Source organism: Sphingomonas sp. OK281 (assembly GCF_900115295.1).
Lineage (GTDB): Bacteria > Pseudomonadota > Alphaproteobacteria > Sphingomonadales > Sphingomonadaceae > Sphingomonas.
Window position 1 is genome coordinate 404149 of record NZ_FOVZ01000003.1, and the last position, 16647, is coordinate 420795.

The following is a 16647-nucleotide window of genomic DNA, read 5'->3' on the forward strand; positions in this document are numbered from 1 at the left end:
ACGCTCAACGCCCGCGCGTTGCAAATGGTCCCGCAAAAGTCGTTGCGCAAGCGTATCCAGCGGCCGAAACGCCGCGACCCGACAGCATCATCGGTCAGGCGGGTGGGTCAGGCGGCCGTCTTGCCATATTCCTGCCGCGTGACGGGATGGCTCGACGAGAGACCGCCATCGACCGCGATGGCCTGCCCGTTGACGTAGCTGGCGTCGTCGGAGGCCAGGAACAGCGCGACCTTGGCGAGCTCCTCGGGCTGCGCGCCGCGGTGGAGCGGGTTGAGCCGTCCGACGCGATCCATCTTGTTCGCCTCGCGTGCGTAGTCGAAGACGGGCTTCGTCATGCCGGTCTCGGTCAGGCCGGGACAGATCGCATTGACGCGGACGTTCGAGCCGGTGAGTTGTTGCGCGGAGACGGCAGCGAGGTTGATGACGCCTGCTTTCGACGCGGAATAGGCGGGCGAGCCGGCGCCCGACCGAATACCGGCGACGCTGGCGGTGAGGACGATCGCGCCCTTCCCGCGTTCGCCAATGCGCGGCGCGGCATGCTTGATCGCGAGGAACGGGCCGATCAAGTTGACGCGCAACACCTCGGTGATCAGCGCGACGTCGGTGTCGAACAGGTTCGCCATGCCGCCCGAGATCCCCGCGTTGGCGAACATCACGTCGAGCCCGCCGAAGCTGTCGCAGGCGAGCGCGATCGTGCGGATCACGTCCTCTTCGAGCCCGGCGTCGATGCGGATCGCCTTCGCCGCGCCGCCGGCCTGCGCGATAAGATGCGCGGTTTCGTCCGCACCCTCGGTTTTGTCGGCGACGATGACCTTGCCCCCTTCGCTTGCGAACAGGAGTGCGGCGGCGCGGCCTATGCCGGAACCTGCGCCGGTGACGATAATCGATTTGTCGGTAAAGCGCATCGCATGGTCCTTCGGTTATATCGTGACGCCGCCGTCGATGACCATCGTCTGGCCGGTCATGAATGCGCTGGCCTGCGAGGCGAGGAAGACGACCGCGCCCGCGATCTCTTCCGGCTCACCGATCCGGCGGAGCGGCACGCTGGTGTTCGCTGCCTCGATCCGCTGCGGGTCTTCCCACAAGGCGCGCGCGAAGTCGGTCTTGATCAGGCCGGGAGCGATGCAGTTCACGCGGACGTTGGACGGGCCGAACTCGACCGCGAGGTTGCGCGCGAACTGCATGTCGGCCGCCTTGCTGATGCAATAGGCGCCGATCACCGGCGAGCCGCGCAGGCCGCCGATCGACGAGATGATGATGATGCTGCCGCTGCGGCGCTCCAGCATCTCGGGCGCGACCATCTGGATCAGCCAGTGGTTGGAGACGATGTTGTTGTCGAGGATCTTCCGGAACTGGTCGTCGGCGATGCCGGCCTGGGGGCCGTAATAGGGGTTCGAGGCAGCGTTGCAGACGAGGATGTCGATTCGGCCGAACTGGGCACGGGTCTCGTCGACGAGGTTCTGGAGGCCGGCCTTGTCGGAGATGTTCGCGGCGACCGCGATCGCGGTGCCGTCTCCGTGCCTGGCATTGAGTTCCGCCGCGACGGTGTCGCATGCGTCCTGCTTGCGGCTGGAGATCACGATCTTCGCGCCGTGCTCGGCGAGTTCGCGCGCGGAAGCCAAGCCGATGCCGCGCGAGGAGCCGGTGACGATGGCAACCATGCCGGTAAGGTCGAACTGCGACATTCTTGCTTCTCCCCTTCCGCTTGCGGGAGGGGTCGGGGGAGGGCCCGATCTTTCCGCAACGTTTCATGCCGGGAAAGGTCAGCCCCTCCCCTAACCCCTCCCGCAAGCGGGAGGGGAATCAGGCGCCCGCTTTCACCGCAAAGCCCCACGCAGCATCCGCCAACCCGTGGATCTTGGCGACCGTCTTCTCCGCCTGCGCACTCGACGCAGTGCCGTCGATGATGCGCTTCTTGATACCCTGGACGATGCCGGTCAGACGGAAGAGGTTATAGGCGAAATACCAGTTCAGATCGGGGACGCCGTCGCGGCCGGTGGCAGCGCAATAGCGTTCGACGACCTGCTCGATCGTCGGAATGCCCGTCTCCGGTCCGGTCATGCCAAGCACGCCCGAACGCCCCTCGGGCTCGGTCACCCAACTCATCAGCAGATACGAGAAGTCCGCGAGCGGATCGCCCAGCGTCGACAATTCCCAGTCGAGGACGGCGATGACCTTTGGCTCGGACGGCGCGAAGATCATGTTGTCGATGCGGTAGTCGCCGTGGACGATCGCGGTGCGCGTCTGCTCGGGCAGCGTGCGCGGCAGCCACTCGATCAGGCGTTCGACCGACTCCATATTCTCGGTCTCGGCCGCCCGGTATTGCTTGGTCCAGCGGCCGACCTGGCGCTCGAAGTAATTGCCGGGCTTTCCGTACTCCCCGAGCCCCGCTGCCGCATAATCGGTGTTGTGAAGCGCGGCGAGCGTGTCGACCATCGCTTCGTAATGCGCGGTCCGCTCGGGCGGGGTCGCGCCGGGCATCGCGCCGTCCCAGATCGTCCGGCCTTCGACCATCTCCATGACGTAGAACGCCGAACCGATGACCGCCGCGTCCTCGCAGAGACCATAGGGCCGCGGCACCGGGAAGCCGGTCGGATGGAGGCCCGCAATCACGCGGTATTCACGATCGACGGCGTGCGCGCTCGGCAGGATCGGGCCGAACGGTTTCCGGCGCAGCACGTAGGCGCGCTCCGGCGTGTCGAGGCGGTAGGTCGGGTTCGACTGGCCGCCGGCGAACTTCGCGTAGGTCAGCGGGCCGGCATAGCCGGGCACGTTGGCGGTCATCCACGCGCCAAGCGTGTCGAGGTCGAGGCGGTCCTTGTCGCCGACTTCGATCGTGCCGACCATGCTGGTCGATGCGTCGCTCACGAGAAGGTGATCACACTACGGGTCGTATCCCCGCGGCGGAGTTCGTCGAACGCGTCGTTGATCCGCTCCAGCGGCATCCGGTCGGCGATGATCGTGTCGAGATCGAGCAGCCCGCGCATGTAGAAATCGACCAGCCGCGGGATGTCGACCGGGAACCGGTTCGACCCCATGAAGCCGCCCTGCAAGCGCTTGCCCGACAGCAGGTCCATCGCCGACAGCCCGACCTTCTCGCCGAGCGGCATCATCCCGAGGATCGTCGCGGTGCCCCCGCGCCGCAGGACCTTGACCGCAGTTGCCGCCGATTGCGCACGCCCGACCGCCTCGATCGCGTGATGCACGCCGCCCTTGGTGATCGCGACGACCTCGTCCGCCGCGGTATCGGACAGCGCGTCGATGCTGTGCGTCGCGCCGAGTTTCTCCGCCATCACGCGCTTCTCAGGCACCGGATCAAGCGCGATGATCTTTCCCGCGCCGGCGATCTTGGCCGCGTTAACCGCGGCGAGGCCGATGCCGCCGCAGCCGACCACGCAGACCGTCTCGCCCGGCGTCACGTCGGTAGTGTTGAACACCGCACCTGCCCCGGTGGTAATCGCGCAACCGAGCAATGCTGCACGGTCCATCGGCATATCGCGGTCGATCGCGACGCACGCGTGTTCGTGGACCACCATCATTTCCGCGTAGGCGCTGAGGTTGAGCATCTGCGCGATCGGCCGATCGCCAAGCATGAGGCGCGGTGCGGCCCCCTTCGGACGGCGGACGCTGGCGTCGATGCAGAGCGACATCCGCCCGGTGACGCAAAACTCGCACTGACCACAGAATGCCGACAGGCACGTGACGACATGATCGCCGACCTTCACGCCGCGCACTTCCTCCCCGACCGCCTCGACGATGCCGCAAGCCTCATGGCCGGGAATCGTCGGCATCGCGTGGGGATAGGCGCCGTCGACGAAATGCAGGTCGGACCGGCACACGCCGACCGCGACCGTGCGGATCAGCACTTCATGCGCCGTCGGCTTCGAGATGGTCACGTCCTCGATGCTGAGCGGGGTGTTGGCTTCGAAAAGGACTGCGGCTTTCATGGGTAGGTGCGCTCCGAAACGAGACCGTCATCCTGACGAAAGTCAGGACCCAGAGCCAAGATCGTCGCGCTTGTGGCTCTGGGTCCTGGGTCGAGCCCAGGATGACGAAGAAAGAAGGACGAACGGGGGTTTACCGGCTCACCCCGACATCCCCGCTGGACACGCCACCCTTCCGGAAATCGCCGTATTTCCCGAACTCGTTCCGCGCGATCGAGCGGTTGTGGACCTCGTCCGGGCCATCCGCGAACCGCAGCGTCCGCATTGCCGCCCAGTCGTGCGCCAACCGGAAGTCACCCGAGACACCGCCGCCGCCATGCGCCTGGATCGCATCGTCGAGAATTCTGAGCGCCATGTTCGGCGCGGCGACCTTGATCATCGAGATCTCGATCTGCGCGGACTTGTTGCCCGCCTTGTCCATCATGTCCGCCGCCTTGAGGCACAGCAAACGAGTCATCTCGATGTCGATCCGCGCGGTGGCGATGCGCTCCTCCCAAACCGAGAAGTCTGCGATCCGCTTGCCGAACGCGACCCGGTCGAGCAGGCGCCGCGCCATCGTCTCGATCGCTGTCTCGGCGACACCGATGGTGCGCATGCAGTGATGGATGCGGCCCGGCCCAAGCCGCCCCTGCGCGATCTCGAACCCGCGCCCTTCGCCGAGCAGCACGTTCTCGACCGGCACGCGGACGTTCTCCAGCACGACTTCGCCATGCCCGTGCGGCGCGTGGTCATAGCCATAGACGGAAAGCATCCGCTTGATCGTCACGCCGGGCGTATCCATCGGCACGAGGATCTGGCTCTGCTGCTGGTGCCGCGAGCCCTCGAACGACGTCTTGCCCATCACGATCGCGATCTTGCAACGCGGATCGCCGACGCCGCTCGACCACCATTTCGTGCCGTTGATGACGTAGTGATCCCCATCGCGCACCATCGACGTCTCGATGTTGGTCGCATCGGACGACGCCACCGCCGGCTCGGTCATCAGGAACGCCGAACGGATCTCGCCGCGCATCAGCGGACCGAGATAGGCCTCCTTCTGCTCGCGCGTGCCATAGCGGTGAAACACCTCCATGTTGCCGGTATCGGGCGCCGAACAGTTGAAACACTCGCTCGCCCAACTGATCTTCCCCATCTCCTCCGCGCATAACGCATATTCGAGATTGGTGAGCTGCGTGCCTTCGAATTCGAACGTATCGTCGACATGCGTCTGGCCCGAATGCGGCGGCATGAAGAAATTCCAGAGCCCGGCCGCCTTGGCCTTCTCCTTCATCTCCTCGATCACCGGAATTACCTTCCAGCGCTCGCCTTCATGCGCCTGCTGGTCGTAATCGGCCTGTCGAGGGCGGATATTCTGGTCGATGAAATCCCGGACCCGATCCCGGAAATACATCTCTCGTTCGCTCAGCGTAAAATCCATGCGGGCTCTCCAATCGTCATCGCTTTGGAGGCGGGGTAGACCATACCGCGTATTCGGTAAAGCGTGTGGAGGGCCGCTGAAAGCATGTTTTCAAGTCCGCCCTGAAAGCGCCTAAAAAGCACTGTATCTTCAAATCGAAGCTGTTAGGGTGTTTCGATGAAGGTTCCGGCAGAGGCCAGCGACGAGAGCGAACAGGGGACCAAGCGCTTCCGTGCGAAGCGTGACGCGATCCTCGCGGCGGCGGCAGAAGCGATCAACGAACAGAGTGCCAAGGGCATGACGTTCGCGGACGTGGCGCGGCGCGTCGGGCTCAACACGACGAGCGTTACCTATTATTTCAAGCGCAAGGAAGACCTCGCGGCAGCGGCGTTCGAGAACACGCTCGAGTCCCTGATCGCGATGCTCGACATGGCGATGGAAGAGGCGACGCCGGAGGAGCGCGTACGGCGCTATCTCGCGCTCAACATGGATCGGTTGCGCCGGATCCAGCGCGGCGAGGAGAAGGCGTTCGCGGTCCTCTCCGATCTGCGCGCGACCGAAGAGCCGATGCGCGGCCGTCTGATGGCAGGCTGGCGCGAGGTATTCCGCCGCACGCGCCTGCTGTGGGGTCCGACCTCGTCGCGTGCGCAGACCGATCTCAATGGCGCCCGCGCGCACGTGCTGCTCGAGAACACGTTCTGGCTGCCGATCTGGCTGACGCGGTACGAGCCCGATCAGTACGACCGTGTCGAGGAACGCCTGATGGACGTGTTCGCGCACGGCATCGCGGGCAAGGATGCCAGATGGTCGCCGAAGCTGCTCGATCTCAGCCATGACGAAGCGGAGCCGGGCCGCGAGGCGTTCCTGCTCGCTGCGACGCGCCTGATCAACGAACTCGGCTATCGCGGTGCGTCGGTGCAGAAGATCGCATCGGAGCTGAACGTCACCAAAGGCAGCTTCTACCACCATCTCGATGCGAAGGACGATCTCGTCATCGCCTGCTACCGCCGCAGCTTCGACACGATCGCCGATGCGCAGAGCCGCGGCGAGGCCGAGGGCGGCAGTTATTGGCATAAGCTGTCCAGCACCGTCGCGACGCTGCTGGACGTGCAGTTCGCCGAGCGCGGGCCGTTGCTACGGACGACGGCGCTGAGCGGCCTGCCGGTCGGCGTGCGCAACGCGATGGTCGATCGCTCGAACGGCATCGCGCGGCGCTATGCGGGCATGATGATGGACGGGATCGGCGAGGGCTCGATCCGCGCGGTCGATGCGCTGATCGCAGCGCAGGCGTTGATGGCGCTCCAGAACGCAGCGTTCGACATGCGCAAATGGGCCTCGACCATGCCGCGCGAGCGGGCGATCGCGATGTATGCCTCGACGCTGATGTTCGGGCTGTTCGACGACGGGCTCGCAAAGGGCTGAGTCGTCATCCGATACGCGTAATGGATGCGTTCACATCCGTTACGGTTTCCTTACCTTGTGTTAAACTGCCTGACCCGATGCCGCGCCCAACGGAGGCGTCATGCATAGTATTACCACGGATCTCGGGTCGGGGATCATCGAAGTCGAAGCATCGGGCTTCTGGACCCTGGCGCACGTCGAGGATTTTCTCCGCGACCTCGAACGCGAGGCGCGTAGCGTGCTCGCGACCGGCAAGCGCCACATGCTCCTCTGCAATTTCACACGGGCCGCGATCCAGCCGCAGGAGGTGATCGCGATGCTCCAGCGCATGGCGCTGACGATGCCCCTCAGATCGCGCAAGGTAGCCCTGTACACCAACGGCAAGCTCGCGCGCCTGCAGGTCAAGCGCATTGCGTCGGTACGCGACGACATGGCGGTGTTCGACGATCGCGCATCCGCGCTCGCGTGGATGCTGACGGATATGCAGCAGAGAGCCGCGCCATAGCGCTCGAGGCGATCAGCCCCCTGCCCCGAAATCCCCCTATCGGGCGGCATCCTCCTGTCGCTTGAGCAACACGCCTGCCCGCCAATAATGGAACAGTGCCCACGGCGTCATCAACACGATGACGATCAGCGCATACCGTAGCGAATCCTCGCCGAACCCGGGCTTCAGCAAGTCGCTCAGCCAGCCGACCAACGTCGGTCCCAGTCCCAGCCCGACCAGGTTGATCACCAGCAACGTGATCGCCGCCCACATCGCGCGGATCTGCAATGGCGCGAGGTGCTGGATCAGCGCGAAACTCGGCCCAAGATACGAATTCGCGAAGATCAGCGAGACGAAATAGCTGCCGATCGCCACCGCCGGTGCGTCGATCAGGTAGAAGGCCAGCGCGAACGGGAGCGACAGGCCTTTCATCGCCAGCACTACCCAGGCCTGGACGTGGAGCCCGCGACGCCTGGCGAGCACGTCCGCAATCTTGCCGCCTGCCAGCGCGGAGATCGCGCCGAACAGCGCCCCCGGCAACGCGATATACCGCGAGATGTCGAGCATCGAGATGCCGAGCGAGCGCTGGATGTAGCTCGGCCCCCAGCCGGTCAGCGCATAGCCGATCATCGACGTCAGCGTGACGCCGACCACCAGATGTCGCGCCGGGGCGCTCGCCCACATCGACGCGAACCCCTGCGCGACGCTAGGCATCGGTGTCGCCACCGCGCGCGCCGCGTCGGACAGTCCGCGACGCGGCTCGACCATGAACAGGCGGACGAGCAGCGCCAGCACGATTCCCGGCAGGCCGACGGTCATCATCGCGATCCGCCAGCCATAGCTATGCGCGACGACGCCGCCGATTAGCGTGCCGAAGCCCGCGCCAAGCACCACGCCGAGCGAATACACCGCCATCGCACTCGCGCGTTTCTCGGGCGGATAGAGGTCGGCGATGATCGAATGGCTGGGCGGGCTCGACCCCGCCTCGCCGATGCCGACGCCGATCCGGAAGAGCATCAACTGCGTGAAGTTCTGCGCGAGGCCGCACAGCGCGGTCATCGCGCTCCAGATCGTCAGGCTGGCGGCGATGATGTTGCGGCGACTGGTCCGATCCGCGAGTCGCGCGACCGGAATGCCAAGCGTCGCGTAGAAGATCGCGAACACCAATCCGGACAGCAGCCCGAGCTGCGTATCGGTCAGCAGCAGGTCCGCCTTGATCCGCTCGAGCAGGATGGCGAGGATCTGCCGGTCCATGTAGCTGAAGAAATAGGTGAAGGTGAGCAGCGCGAGCGTCAGGCCCCGTCGCTTCATCGCCAGGGCATCGGCGATCTCGGGATGGGACTGATACGCTGCGGCCATCGGCAATACCTCGAAATCGAAACAGGCCTTACGCTAAGGCAATCGAGGCGTACCAGACAAGCTGAAGCTGTAATTGGCACGGACGTTCGACGAGCCGATGGCCTGGTAGCGACAAGCGGAATTACTCAAAGAAGCAAAGGCTTGGTGCTCTGAGGGCCTGATCGGTATTTCGTGAGAAGGACGGCGGAAGATGCGTCCTCGTTGGGGTCGCTCTTCCGCCTTATCCCCTCTCCAACGTCGTGGCCGGGCTCGTCTCCCCATCGTCTATGGAGTGGAGCGTCCGGGCAATCTGAATACCGGGTATGCGGCCCTCTCGCACAGATTCGCGGCGTTGCAAAGCGTCTTTTCCTTACCGCGTCGTTGCTCGCGGAATCGTTCGATCGCGGCTTGCTTGCCGTCGGCGTGACACTGCCCCATCTGCGATGCGACACAATCGCTGGAGCATTCCGATGATCGATCTTTTCTACTGGCCCACACCGAACGGCCACAAGATCACGCTGTTTCTCGAAGAAGCCGGGCTCGACTACACGATCAAGCCGATCAACATCGGCAAGGGCGAACAGTTCGTCCCCGATTTCCTGAAGATAGCGCCGAACAACCGGATGCCGGCGATCGTCGATCATGCGCCAACCGATGGTGGCGAACCGATCGCCATCTTCGAATCCGGTGCGATCCTGCTGTATCTGGCGGAGAAGACGGGCCAGTTCGGCGGCAAGGATCTGCGTGGCCGGACGGACGTGACCCAGTGGCTGATGTGGCAGATGGGCGGACTTGGCCCCATGCTCGGGCAAAACCACCATTTCAACCGCTACGCACCCGAGAAGATCCCCTACGCGATCGACCGGTACGTAAAGGAAACCAACCGCCTGTACGGCGTGCTCGATCGCCGGCTCGATGGGCGCGACTTCATTGCGGGCGACTATTCGATCGCGGACATGGCGGCGTATCCGTGGATCGTACCGTACGAGGCGCAGGGCCAGCGGCTCGAGGATTTCCCGAATTTGAAGCGCTGGTTCGAGGCGATCGCGGCGCGACCAGCGACGATCGCCGCGTATGAGAAGGGCAAGGCGATCCACGATACGAGCGTGCCGATGACCGACGAGGCGAAGAAGATGCTGTTCGGGCAGACTGCGGCGACGCGGTAAGGGGCACGTGGCGGAATCGGGCTCGGGAACGCCTTTCTACGGGATTCTCGATTATCCCGGGAGAGCTTGCCGGCTCTGCTCGGCACGCCCTGGCGAAGGCCGGGGTCCAAGTTGGGAACGGTGTTTAACGGGGGCTTCGCTCCGTTACTGCAGCTTCGCCAGTTGGGCCCCGTCCTTCGCCGGAGCAGTTGCTTTCTTTGGCCGGCATTTTCGACAAACTGACGACGCGATTCCTCTCTTCAAAGGGAGCGTTCGTTTATGGCGGCGAGCGTAACGCGGGAAAAATTCACCCCTCCCGCCCCGGGCGCCGCGACAGAGCGACATCCAAATGCCCGCCGCCATCCAGCAACAGCACTTCGCCCGTCATCGCCCGGCTCATCGGATCGAGCAGCATCTCGATCGGCCCTGCCACATCGTCGGCCCTCGTGGCGAACCCCATCGGCACCGACGCCGCGACCTTCGCGTTGAGCTTGGCGAACCCTTCGTCACCGAGCCGCTTCTCGTACCAACCGGTCGCGACGTATCCCGGCGCGACCGCGTTGACGCGGATCTCTGGGGCCAAGGCACGCGCAAGGCTTTTGGTCATCGTCACGAGTGCGCCCTTCGAGGCGGCATAGGCGACCGACGATCCCATCCCGAACACACCCGCGACGCTCGCCACGTTGACGACCGCGCCGAATGGACTTGCGTGCAACGCGGGCGCGCAGGCGCGGACCATCTGGAACGGCGCGACCGTGTTCAGCCGGTAGAGGTCGATGAAATCCTCGGCGTCGAGCGCATCGAGATCCTCATGGGCGGCGAACTTCGTACGACCGGCATTGTTGACGAGAAAGTCGATCCGACCGAACGCATCGATCGCGGCGCTGGCGAGCGCACGGCAGGCGGCGTCCTCGACGATGTCGGCCTGCACCGCGGTCGCGCCCAGCCCTACCTCGACGGCAAGCGCCTCGGCGTCGTCGCGGCTGGTGGCGTAGTTGATGACGCAGCGGACGCCCCGCGCCGCCAGTCGCCGCACGACTGCCGCACCGATCCCGGTGCCGCCGCCCGTGACGATCGCGACCGCGCCTTCGATACTGGCGCTCATGCCTGCGCACTCGGGCGCGCGGAGGCACGAGCGTGCCAGGCCCTGAGGTGCGTCAGGTCATCCGGCATCGCGACGCCGACGAACCGGGCGAAGTCGATCGTCGTGAGCAGGACGATATCGGCAATCGTGTAGCGTTCGCCGTCCAGCCAGTCGCGACCGGCGAGCGCGCGGTCGAACTCCGCCATCGCGGCGAGAACGCGCGGGCGCTGGCTCTCGCCGAACTCGGTATATTGCGGCTGGACGATCCGCGCGGTCCAGGGATGCGTGTGCAGCCAGACCATAGACAGCGGGGTCATCAGCCGCAGTTCGATCCGCCGCGTCCACATGTCGATCTCGGCGATGTTGTGCGCGCCGTGGCCGAACATCGGCGGATCGGGATGGAGAATCTCGAAGTAACGACAGATCGCAACGCTCTCGGTCAGCACGCGGCCGTCGTCGAACGTGAGCGCGGGCGTCTGGCCGAGCGGATTGACCGCGAGGAACGGCTCGGCCTTGTGCTCGGCCTTGGGGATCGAGATCTGCGCCATCGGCACGCGGACATGCTTTTCGGCGAGGAAGATGCGGACGCGGCGCGGATTGGGCGCGGGCAGTGCGCTATCGTAGAACAGCAAGGGCGTCTCCTCGACATTGTTTTTCGAATATACCGTATGGCATTGCCGGACGCGTTCGCCTAGCGATGCGTCGCATGACGACCGCCGCAGACATGCTCGCCACCGGCTTTGCCACCCTCCCCGATTTGATCCACGCGCACGCGTTGGAACGCGGTGATCGGACGGCCGTTGCCGACGCGCAGGGTAGCATCGACTATCGGACGCTCGATGCGATGATGGACCGCGTCGCGTCGGCATTGCAGCGCGACGGGGTTGTGCCGGGGAGCGCGGTGGCGATCGCCGCCGCGCCGACGACCGACTATGCGGCAGTCTTCCTTGGTACGGTACGCGCAGGGTGCGTAGCGACGCCGATCGCGCCGTCGGCGACGCCGGCGGCGATCGCGGCCATGATTGCGGATAGTGGCGCGCCGCTAGTGTTCCTCGATGCGGAGAATGCGCGGGCTTTGGAAGGGCAGCTCCTAACAGCCCGCATAGTATTGTTCCCCCGCGAAGGCGGGGGCCCAGGCTGGGCTCCCGGCTTCGCGGGGGAACAATCTTTTGAGACGTGGCTCGCTCCTTCAGAGAGCAGGCCAACCCCGGTCGAGATCGCCCCCGAAGACCCGTTCAACATCATTTACTCCTCCGGCACGACCGGCACGCCGAAGGGTATCGTCCAGAGCCACGCGATGCGCTGGGCACATATTGCGCGCAACACCGCCGCCGGGTTCGACACCGCCGTCACGATGATCGCGACGCCGCTCTATTCGAATACCACCTTGGTCAGCTTCCTGCCGACGCTCGGCTGGGGCGGCACCGTCGTGCTGATGGGCAAGTTCGACGCCCGCGCCTATCTCGAACTCGCCCAGCGCTACCACGCGACGCACACGATGCTCGTCCCGGTGCAATATCAGCGGATCATGGCGCTACCCGATTTCGACAGCTTCGACCTGTCGACGTTCCGGTTCAAGACCAGCACCAGCGCGCCCTTCTCGGCCGCGCTCAAGGCCGACGTGGTCGCGCGCTGGCCGGGCGTGCTCGTCGAATTCTACGGCATGACCGAGGGCGGCGCGAGCTGTGCGCTCAACGCCACGGCCAACCCGACCAAGCTGCACACCGTCGGCCAGCCGATGCCGGGCCATGAGATCCGCCTGATCGATGATGACGGCAACGAGGTTGCGCAGGGCGAGATGGGCGAGGTCGTCGGCCGCAGCCCGGCGATGATGAACGGCTATCACGGTCGCTCCGAGGCGACGCGCGACGCCGAATGGCATGACGCGGACGGCAACCGCTACATCCGCCACGGCGACGTCGGGCGGTTCGACGAGGACGGTTTTCTTACACTGATGGACAGGAAGAAGGACCTGATCATCTCGGGCGGGTTCAACATCTATCCGTCTGATCTGGAGGCGGTGTTGGCGCAACACCCCGCCGTCGCCGATTGCGCGGTGATCGGCGTTCCGTCGGAGTCCTGGGGCGAGACGCCGGTCGGGTTTTACGTCTCCCGTGCCGAAGCACGCGAAGATGCGGCCGCGATCCTCACCTGGGTGAACCGCCAACTCGGCAGGACACAACGCCTCTCCGCGCTCCACGTCGCAGACGAGTTGCCACGCAGCGCGATCGGCAAGGTGCTCAAGCGCGAACTTCGCGACAGGCTGGGGGGTGCTGCCGCGTGACCAGTCTCAGACAGGCGATCGACGCGCTGGAACCGATTGAGGGTGGTTGGCGCGGGACGGTGCCCGACAATTGGTTGCAGGGCCGCACCGCCTATGGCGGCTTCTCCGCCGCGCTCGCACTGCATGCCGCGCAGAAGTCCGACGTCGACCTGCCGCCGCTGCGGTCCGCGCAAGTATCGTTCATCGGCCCGCTCTCTGGCGATATCGTCATCCGCGCAAGCCGGCTGCGGCGGGGACGCAACGCGGCGTTCATCCAGGCGGATGTCGAGAGTGAAGCAGGGCTCGGGCTGCGCGCGACGTTCGTGTTCATGGGGGCGGTGGCGTCGCGCATCGATCACCAGACCGGCAGCGCACCGGACTTTCCGATGCCCGGCCCCGAGACGCAGACGTTTCGTGGCCATAGCGCGGTCGCGTTCTCGCGGAACTTCGACCTGCTCGACCGCCGCGATGACGGCGTCGGACCGGCGGAATGGCTGCGCTGGGTGCGGTTGGCCGAGCGTGACGGGATCGATCCGATGGTCGAGCTCGTCGCGGTCGCGGACTGCCTGCCTCCGTCCGCGCTGAAACTGCTCGGCGGCCCCGCCCCGCTCAGTTCGATGACCTGGCTGCTCAACGTCCTCGGTCCGCAGCCGGTGACGCGCGATGGCTGGTGGCTGCTCCGCGCGACCACCGATTACGTGCGCGCAGGCAGTTCGAGCCAGCAGATGGCGATCTGGAACGCGGACGGCACGCCGATCGCCGAACAGATGCAGAGCGTCGCGATCTTCGCCTAGTCCAGGCAGGGCGCGCTCGACATATCTTGCGACACATTGGCGGCGCGGCGGCGCACCTCTGCGACAAGCGGCTCGTAGAACGACCGTCGTTCGATGGGAATTCGTCCCACTCCGCCGGAGACCGACATGCGCAAGACCGTCCTCACCCTGATGCTCGCCGCCAGCGCGATCACGTCCACCGCCAGCAGCGCGCAAACCCCCACGCCGCCACGTCCGCCGATGCGTCAGGACGCGAACCACGACGGCGTAGCCACGCGCGCGGAAGCGATCGCACAGGCCGATGCCCGCTTCGCGCAGATGGATACCGACCATGATGGCCGCGTGAGCGGCGGCGAGATGCGCGCCTATCGCGCCGCGGTGCACGACCGGATGATTGCCAGCGGTCGCGACGTCCCCGTTCCACCGCCGGGCGGGCGCAAGCATGATGGCATGGGGCGCCGGATGGATCCGAACGGCGACGGCAGCGTGACGCGCGAGGAATTCGAGGCACGCGCGCTCAAGCGGTTCGATCGGATGGACGCCAATCACGACGGCACGATCGACGCGACCGAGCGCGCCAACGCCGCCGAGATGCGCCACGTCGACCGGCGCGAACGCCGCGACGGCATGACCCCGCCCGCACCTGCACCTGCTCAATAATTTGGATGAGGGGAAGCATCGGGCGTCGGTGCTTCCCCTGGACAGCCGCTATGCTAGACACTGCCCCGATGGGGGATATGCCGCACCTGCTGCTCGTCGACGACGAGCGCTCGATCCGCGAGCCGCTGGCCGTGTACCTGACCAAGCAGGGGTTTCGCGTCACGCAGGCGGGCGACGCGGAGGCGGCGCGGACGCGACTGACGGCATATGCAATCGATCTCGTCATCCTCGACATCATGATGCCCGGCGAGGACGGCTTGTCGCTATGCCGCCACATCGCCGCGACCAGCGACGTGCCGGTGATCCTGCTGACCGCCCGCGCGGAAGAGACCGACCGGATCGTCGGGCTCGAGATGGGAGCGGACGACTACGTGGTGAAGCCGTTTTCGCCCCGCGAACTGGCGACGCGCGTAAAAGTGGTGCTGCGGCGAGCGACCGCGGGCGGCTCGCGCCAGCACGCGCCGGAGAGCAGCTCCTACGGGTTCGCCGGCTGGGTGCTGAAATCGGGCGAGCGAGCGCTGATCGACCGCGAGGGCGTCTCGGTGCCGCTGTCGACCGGCGAGTATAACCTGTTGCTCGCGCTCGTGACGCGTCCGCGCCAGGTGCTGACGCGCGACCAGTTGCTCGACCTCACGCAAGGCCGCGAGGCCGCGGCGTTCGACCGTGCGATCGACAACCAGATCAGCCGATTGCGCCGCAAGATCGAGACGGATGCCAAGACGCCGGAGCTTATCAAGACGGTCTGGGGCGGTGGCTATACGCTGGCGGCGGAAGTCACCCGCCTGTGATCACCCGCTCTTGAAACGGCCTTGGCCGCGCAGCCTCGCCGGTCAGATGGCGCTGCTGATCGCGCTTGCGCTGTTGGTGGCGCAGGTCATCAACTTCGGCATGATCCTGCACGATCGGTCCGAGTTCCGCCTTTCCCAGGCAACGCGGCCGGTCGCGACGCGGATCGCCGACGCGCTGGACCGCGAGGCGCATGGCGGCCGCCCACTGAGCGCCGACCGGGGTCGCGTCCGCCGTATGCCGACCAATCCGATCCCGCCTTCGGTGTTCGAGCGCCATCCCGAAGTCACGACCGAACTGCGGCGGCAATTCGCCGATCTCGGCCTGAAGGTCGGGCGGATCGATACCGGATTGCGCCCTGCCACCGACGAAACCAGCGACGCGCATCGCCGCGACGGGCTGCGGCGGGGCGATCGGCAAGGCGCCACGCTGTTGATCGCGATCGAGCAGCCCGGACGCGGATGGCTGGCGATTACGGCACCCTGGCCGCAACCCGGCTGGCGGCTGCTGTTCGCGGTGCTGACGCAGACCGCGATCCTGTACATCATCGTGCTGCTGCCCGTGCTGTGGATCGTTCGACGGATCTCGCGCCCGCTCCAGGATTTGCGGCGTGCGGCGGAGAGTTTTCGGCCGGGTGATCCGGGCGCGCCGATGCCGCCGCATGGGCCCGACGACGTCGTGGCGCTGATCGCGGCGTTCAATGCGTTGAGGTTGCGGGTCACGGGAATGCTTGACGAGAAAGACCGGATGCTCGGCGCGATCGGCCATGACCTGCGTACGCCGCTGGCCGCTCTGCGAGTCCGGATCGAGTCGGTAGAGGACGATATCGACCGCGCGAAGATGATAGACACGGTGGCGGAGATGAACCGCACGCTCGACGACATCCTGTCGCTGGCCAGGCTCGGGCGTCCGAGCGAACCACTGACGGATGTCGACCTCGCTGCGCTGGTCGATGCCGTGGTCGAGGATTTTCGCGATATTGGCAGCGATGTGAGCTTCGTCGAAGCGGACCGGTTGCGAATGCGATTGCGGCCGTCGCTGATGCGCCGCGCGGTGCGCAACCTGATCGAAAACGCCATCAAATACGGCGTTTCGGCAGAGGTGCGTGTCGAGGTTGGCCCGCGGTGCGTCGCGATCGTCGTGGCGGACCAGGGTCCGGGCATCCCCGAGGATCGGATGGGCGACGTGTTCGACGCCTTCACGCGGCTGGAGAGTTCGCGCAACCGCGAGACGGGAGGGATCGGCCTTGGCTTGGCGCTGGCCCGCGCGATCGTGCGGGAAGCTGGTGGGGAAATCCGCTTGGTCAACCGCGCGGCCGGCGGACTCGACGCGATCATCGAGCTGCCACGTTAGCTGAACTGCTCCCACTCCCC

16 protein-coding genes are annotated in these 16647 nt (G+C 65.8%); 8 read left to right on the forward strand and 8 right to left on the reverse strand.

The features are described from left to right. Positions 1-107: 107 nt before the first annotated feature. The 5 genes from BM244_RS13415 to BM244_RS13435 all read right to left on the reverse strand — a co-directional run bounded on the left by BM244_RS13415 (position 108) and on the right by BM244_RS13435 (position 5361). Positions 108-905 (reverse strand): SDR family NAD(P)-dependent oxidoreductase, encoded by a 798-nt coding sequence (locus BM244_RS13415; protein ID WP_093399408.1) that lies wholly within the window; start codon positions 903-905, stop codon positions 108-110. Positions 906-920: 15 nt separating this feature from the next. Continuing rightward, entirely contained in the window at positions 921-1685 is a 765-nt protein-coding gene (locus BM244_RS13420) for an SDR family oxidoreductase (protein ID WP_093399409.1), read from the reverse strand. A gap of 118 nt (positions 1686-1803) precedes the next feature. Continuing rightward, on the reverse strand, positions 1804-2847 hold the full coding sequence (locus tag BM244_RS13425; protein WP_093399410.1) for a phosphotransferase family protein: 1044 nt from the start codon (positions 2845-2847) through the stop codon (positions 1804-1806). Between the two features lie 17 nt (positions 2848-2864). Continuing rightward, entirely contained in the window at positions 2865-3947 is a 1083-nt protein-coding gene (locus BM244_RS13430) for a Zn-dependent alcohol dehydrogenase (RefSeq protein WP_093399411.1), read from the reverse strand. Positions 3948-4077: 130 nt separating this feature from the next. Continuing rightward, positions 4078-5361: an acyl-CoA dehydrogenase family protein gene (locus BM244_RS13435; RefSeq protein ID WP_093399412.1), complete on the reverse strand. Its 1284-nt coding sequence runs from the start codon at positions 5359-5361 to the stop codon at positions 4078-4080. A 156-nt stretch (positions 5362-5517) separates the two neighbouring features. Between BM244_RS13435 and BM244_RS13440 the strand changes: the two genes are divergently transcribed. Together BM244_RS13440 and BM244_RS13445 are read left to right on the forward strand one after the other, a co-directional pair. After that, the gene (locus BM244_RS13440) at positions 5518-6762 is read left to right on the forward strand and encodes a TetR/AcrR family transcriptional regulator (RefSeq protein ID WP_093399413.1); all 1245 of its coding nucleotides are present in this window, start codon (positions 5518-5520) and stop codon (positions 6760-6762) included. 100 nt (positions 6763-6862) lie between these two features. Then, positions 6863-7246 (forward strand): hypothetical protein, encoded by a 384-nt coding sequence (locus BM244_RS13445; RefSeq protein ID WP_093399414.1) that lies wholly within the window; start codon positions 6863-6865, stop codon positions 7244-7246. A 36-nt stretch (positions 7247-7282) separates the two neighbouring features. On the opposite strand, the gene BM244_RS13450 is transcribed toward BM244_RS13445, so the two are convergent. Then, complete coding sequence (locus BM244_RS13450) at positions 7283-8584, reverse strand: spinster family MFS transporter (RefSeq protein ID WP_093399415.1); 1302 nt, start codon at positions 8582-8584, stop codon at positions 7283-7285. 449 nt (positions 8585-9033) lie between these two features. Here BM244_RS13450 and BM244_RS13455 point away from each other — a divergent pair, with 449 nt between their 5' ends. Next, on the forward strand, positions 9034-9729 hold the full coding sequence (locus BM244_RS13455) for a glutathione binding-like protein (protein WP_093399416.1): 696 nt from the start codon (positions 9034-9036) through the stop codon (positions 9727-9729). 286 nt (positions 9730-10015) lie between these two features. Here the strand turns inward: BM244_RS13455 and BM244_RS13460 are convergent, their stop codons facing one another. Then, positions 10016-10813, reverse strand: coding sequence for an SDR family NAD(P)-dependent oxidoreductase (locus tag BM244_RS13460; protein WP_093399417.1), 798 nt, complete (start codon positions 10811-10813; stop codon positions 10016-10018). Continuing rightward, positions 10810-11424, reverse strand: a complete 615-nt coding sequence (locus tag BM244_RS13465; protein WP_093399418.1) for a glutathione S-transferase family protein — start codon at positions 11422-11424, stop codon at positions 10810-10812. Before BM244_RS13465 ends, BM244_RS13460 begins: the two co-directional genes overlap by 4 nt. Before the next feature lie 74 nt (positions 11425-11498). On the opposite strand from BM244_RS13465, the gene BM244_RS13470 reads away from it, so the two are divergent. The 5 genes from BM244_RS13470 to BM244_RS13490 all read left to right on the forward strand — a co-directional run bounded on the left by BM244_RS13470 (position 11499) and on the right by BM244_RS13490 (position 16627). Continuing rightward, positions 11499-13076, forward strand: a complete 1578-nt coding sequence (locus BM244_RS13470) for a class I adenylate-forming enzyme family protein (RefSeq protein WP_093399580.1) — start codon at positions 11499-11501, stop codon at positions 13074-13076. Continuing rightward, positions 13073-13849, forward strand: coding sequence for a thioesterase family protein (locus tag BM244_RS13475; protein ID WP_093399419.1), 777 nt, complete (start codon positions 13073-13075; stop codon positions 13847-13849). The genes BM244_RS13470 and BM244_RS13475 overlap by 4 nt, the downstream gene beginning before the upstream one ends. Before the next feature lie 126 nt (positions 13850-13975). Next, positions 13976-14488 carry an EF-hand domain-containing protein gene (locus BM244_RS13480; protein WP_175518198.1) on the forward strand — a complete coding sequence of 171 codons (513 nt, stop codon included), beginning with the start codon at positions 13976-13978 and terminating at the stop codon, positions 14486-14488. A gap of 68 nt (positions 14489-14556) precedes the next feature. Next, positions 14557-15276, forward strand: coding sequence for a response regulator (locus tag BM244_RS13485; RefSeq protein ID WP_093399421.1), 720 nt, complete (start codon positions 14557-14559; stop codon positions 15274-15276). A gap of 46 nt (positions 15277-15322) precedes the next feature. After that, positions 15323-16627: a HAMP domain-containing sensor histidine kinase gene (locus BM244_RS13490; protein ID WP_093399422.1), complete on the forward strand. Its 1305-nt coding sequence runs from the start codon at positions 15323-15325 to the stop codon at positions 16625-16627. The last annotated feature ends 20 nt before the right edge of the window (positions 16628-16647 follow it).

Bases quoted from the DNA above. Each gene is read 5' to 3' on its own strand.
- BM244_RS13445 (WP_093399414.1), top strand. From the start codon at position 6,863: ATGCATAGTATTACCACGGATCTCGGGTCGGGGATCATCGAAGTCGAA.
- BM244_RS13450 (WP_093399415.1), bottom strand. From the start codon at position 8,584: ATGGCCGCAGCGTATCAGTCCCATCCCGAGATCGCCGATGCCCTGGCG.
- BM244_RS13460 (WP_093399417.1), bottom strand. From the start codon at position 10,813: ATGAGCGCCAGTATCGAAGGCGCGGTCGCGATCGTCACGGGCGGCGGC.
- BM244_RS13480 (WP_175518198.1), top strand. From the start codon at position 13,976: ATGCGCAAGACCGTCCTCACCCTGATGCTCGCCGCCAGCGCGATCACG.
- BM244_RS13415 (WP_093399408.1), bottom strand. From the start codon at position 905: ATGCGCTTTACCGACAAATCGATTATCGTCACCGGCGCAGGTTCCGGC.
- BM244_RS13470 (WP_093399580.1), top strand. From the start codon at position 11,499: ATGACGACCGCCGCAGACATGCTCGCCACCGGCTTTGCCACCCTCCCC.
- BM244_RS13430 (WP_093399411.1), bottom strand. From the start codon at position 3,947: ATGAAAGCCGCAGTCCTTTTCGAAGCCAACACCCCGCTCAGCATCGAG.
- BM244_RS13455 (WP_093399416.1), top strand. From the start codon at position 9,034: ATGATCGATCTTTTCTACTGGCCCACACCGAACGGCCACAAGATCACG.
- BM244_RS13425 (WP_093399410.1), bottom strand. From the start codon at position 2,847: ATGGTCGGCACGATCGAAGTCGGCGACAAGGACCGCCTCGACCTCGAC.
- BM244_RS13440 (WP_093399413.1), top strand. From the start codon at position 5,518: ATGAAGGTTCCGGCAGAGGCCAGCGACGAGAGCGAACAGGGGACCAAG.
- BM244_RS13490 (WP_093399422.1), top strand. From the start codon at position 15,323: ATGGCGCTGCTGATCGCGCTTGCGCTGTTGGTGGCGCAGGTCATCAAC.
- BM244_RS13435 (WP_093399412.1), bottom strand. From the start codon at position 5,361: ATGGATTTTACGCTGAGCGAACGAGAGATGTATTTCCGGGATCGGGTC.
- BM244_RS13420 (WP_093399409.1), bottom strand. From the start codon at position 1,685: ATGTCGCAGTTCGACCTTACCGGCATGGTTGCCATCGTCACCGGCTCC.
- BM244_RS13485 (WP_093399421.1), top strand. From the start codon at position 14,557: ATGGGGGATATGCCGCACCTGCTGCTCGTCGACGACGAGCGCTCGATC.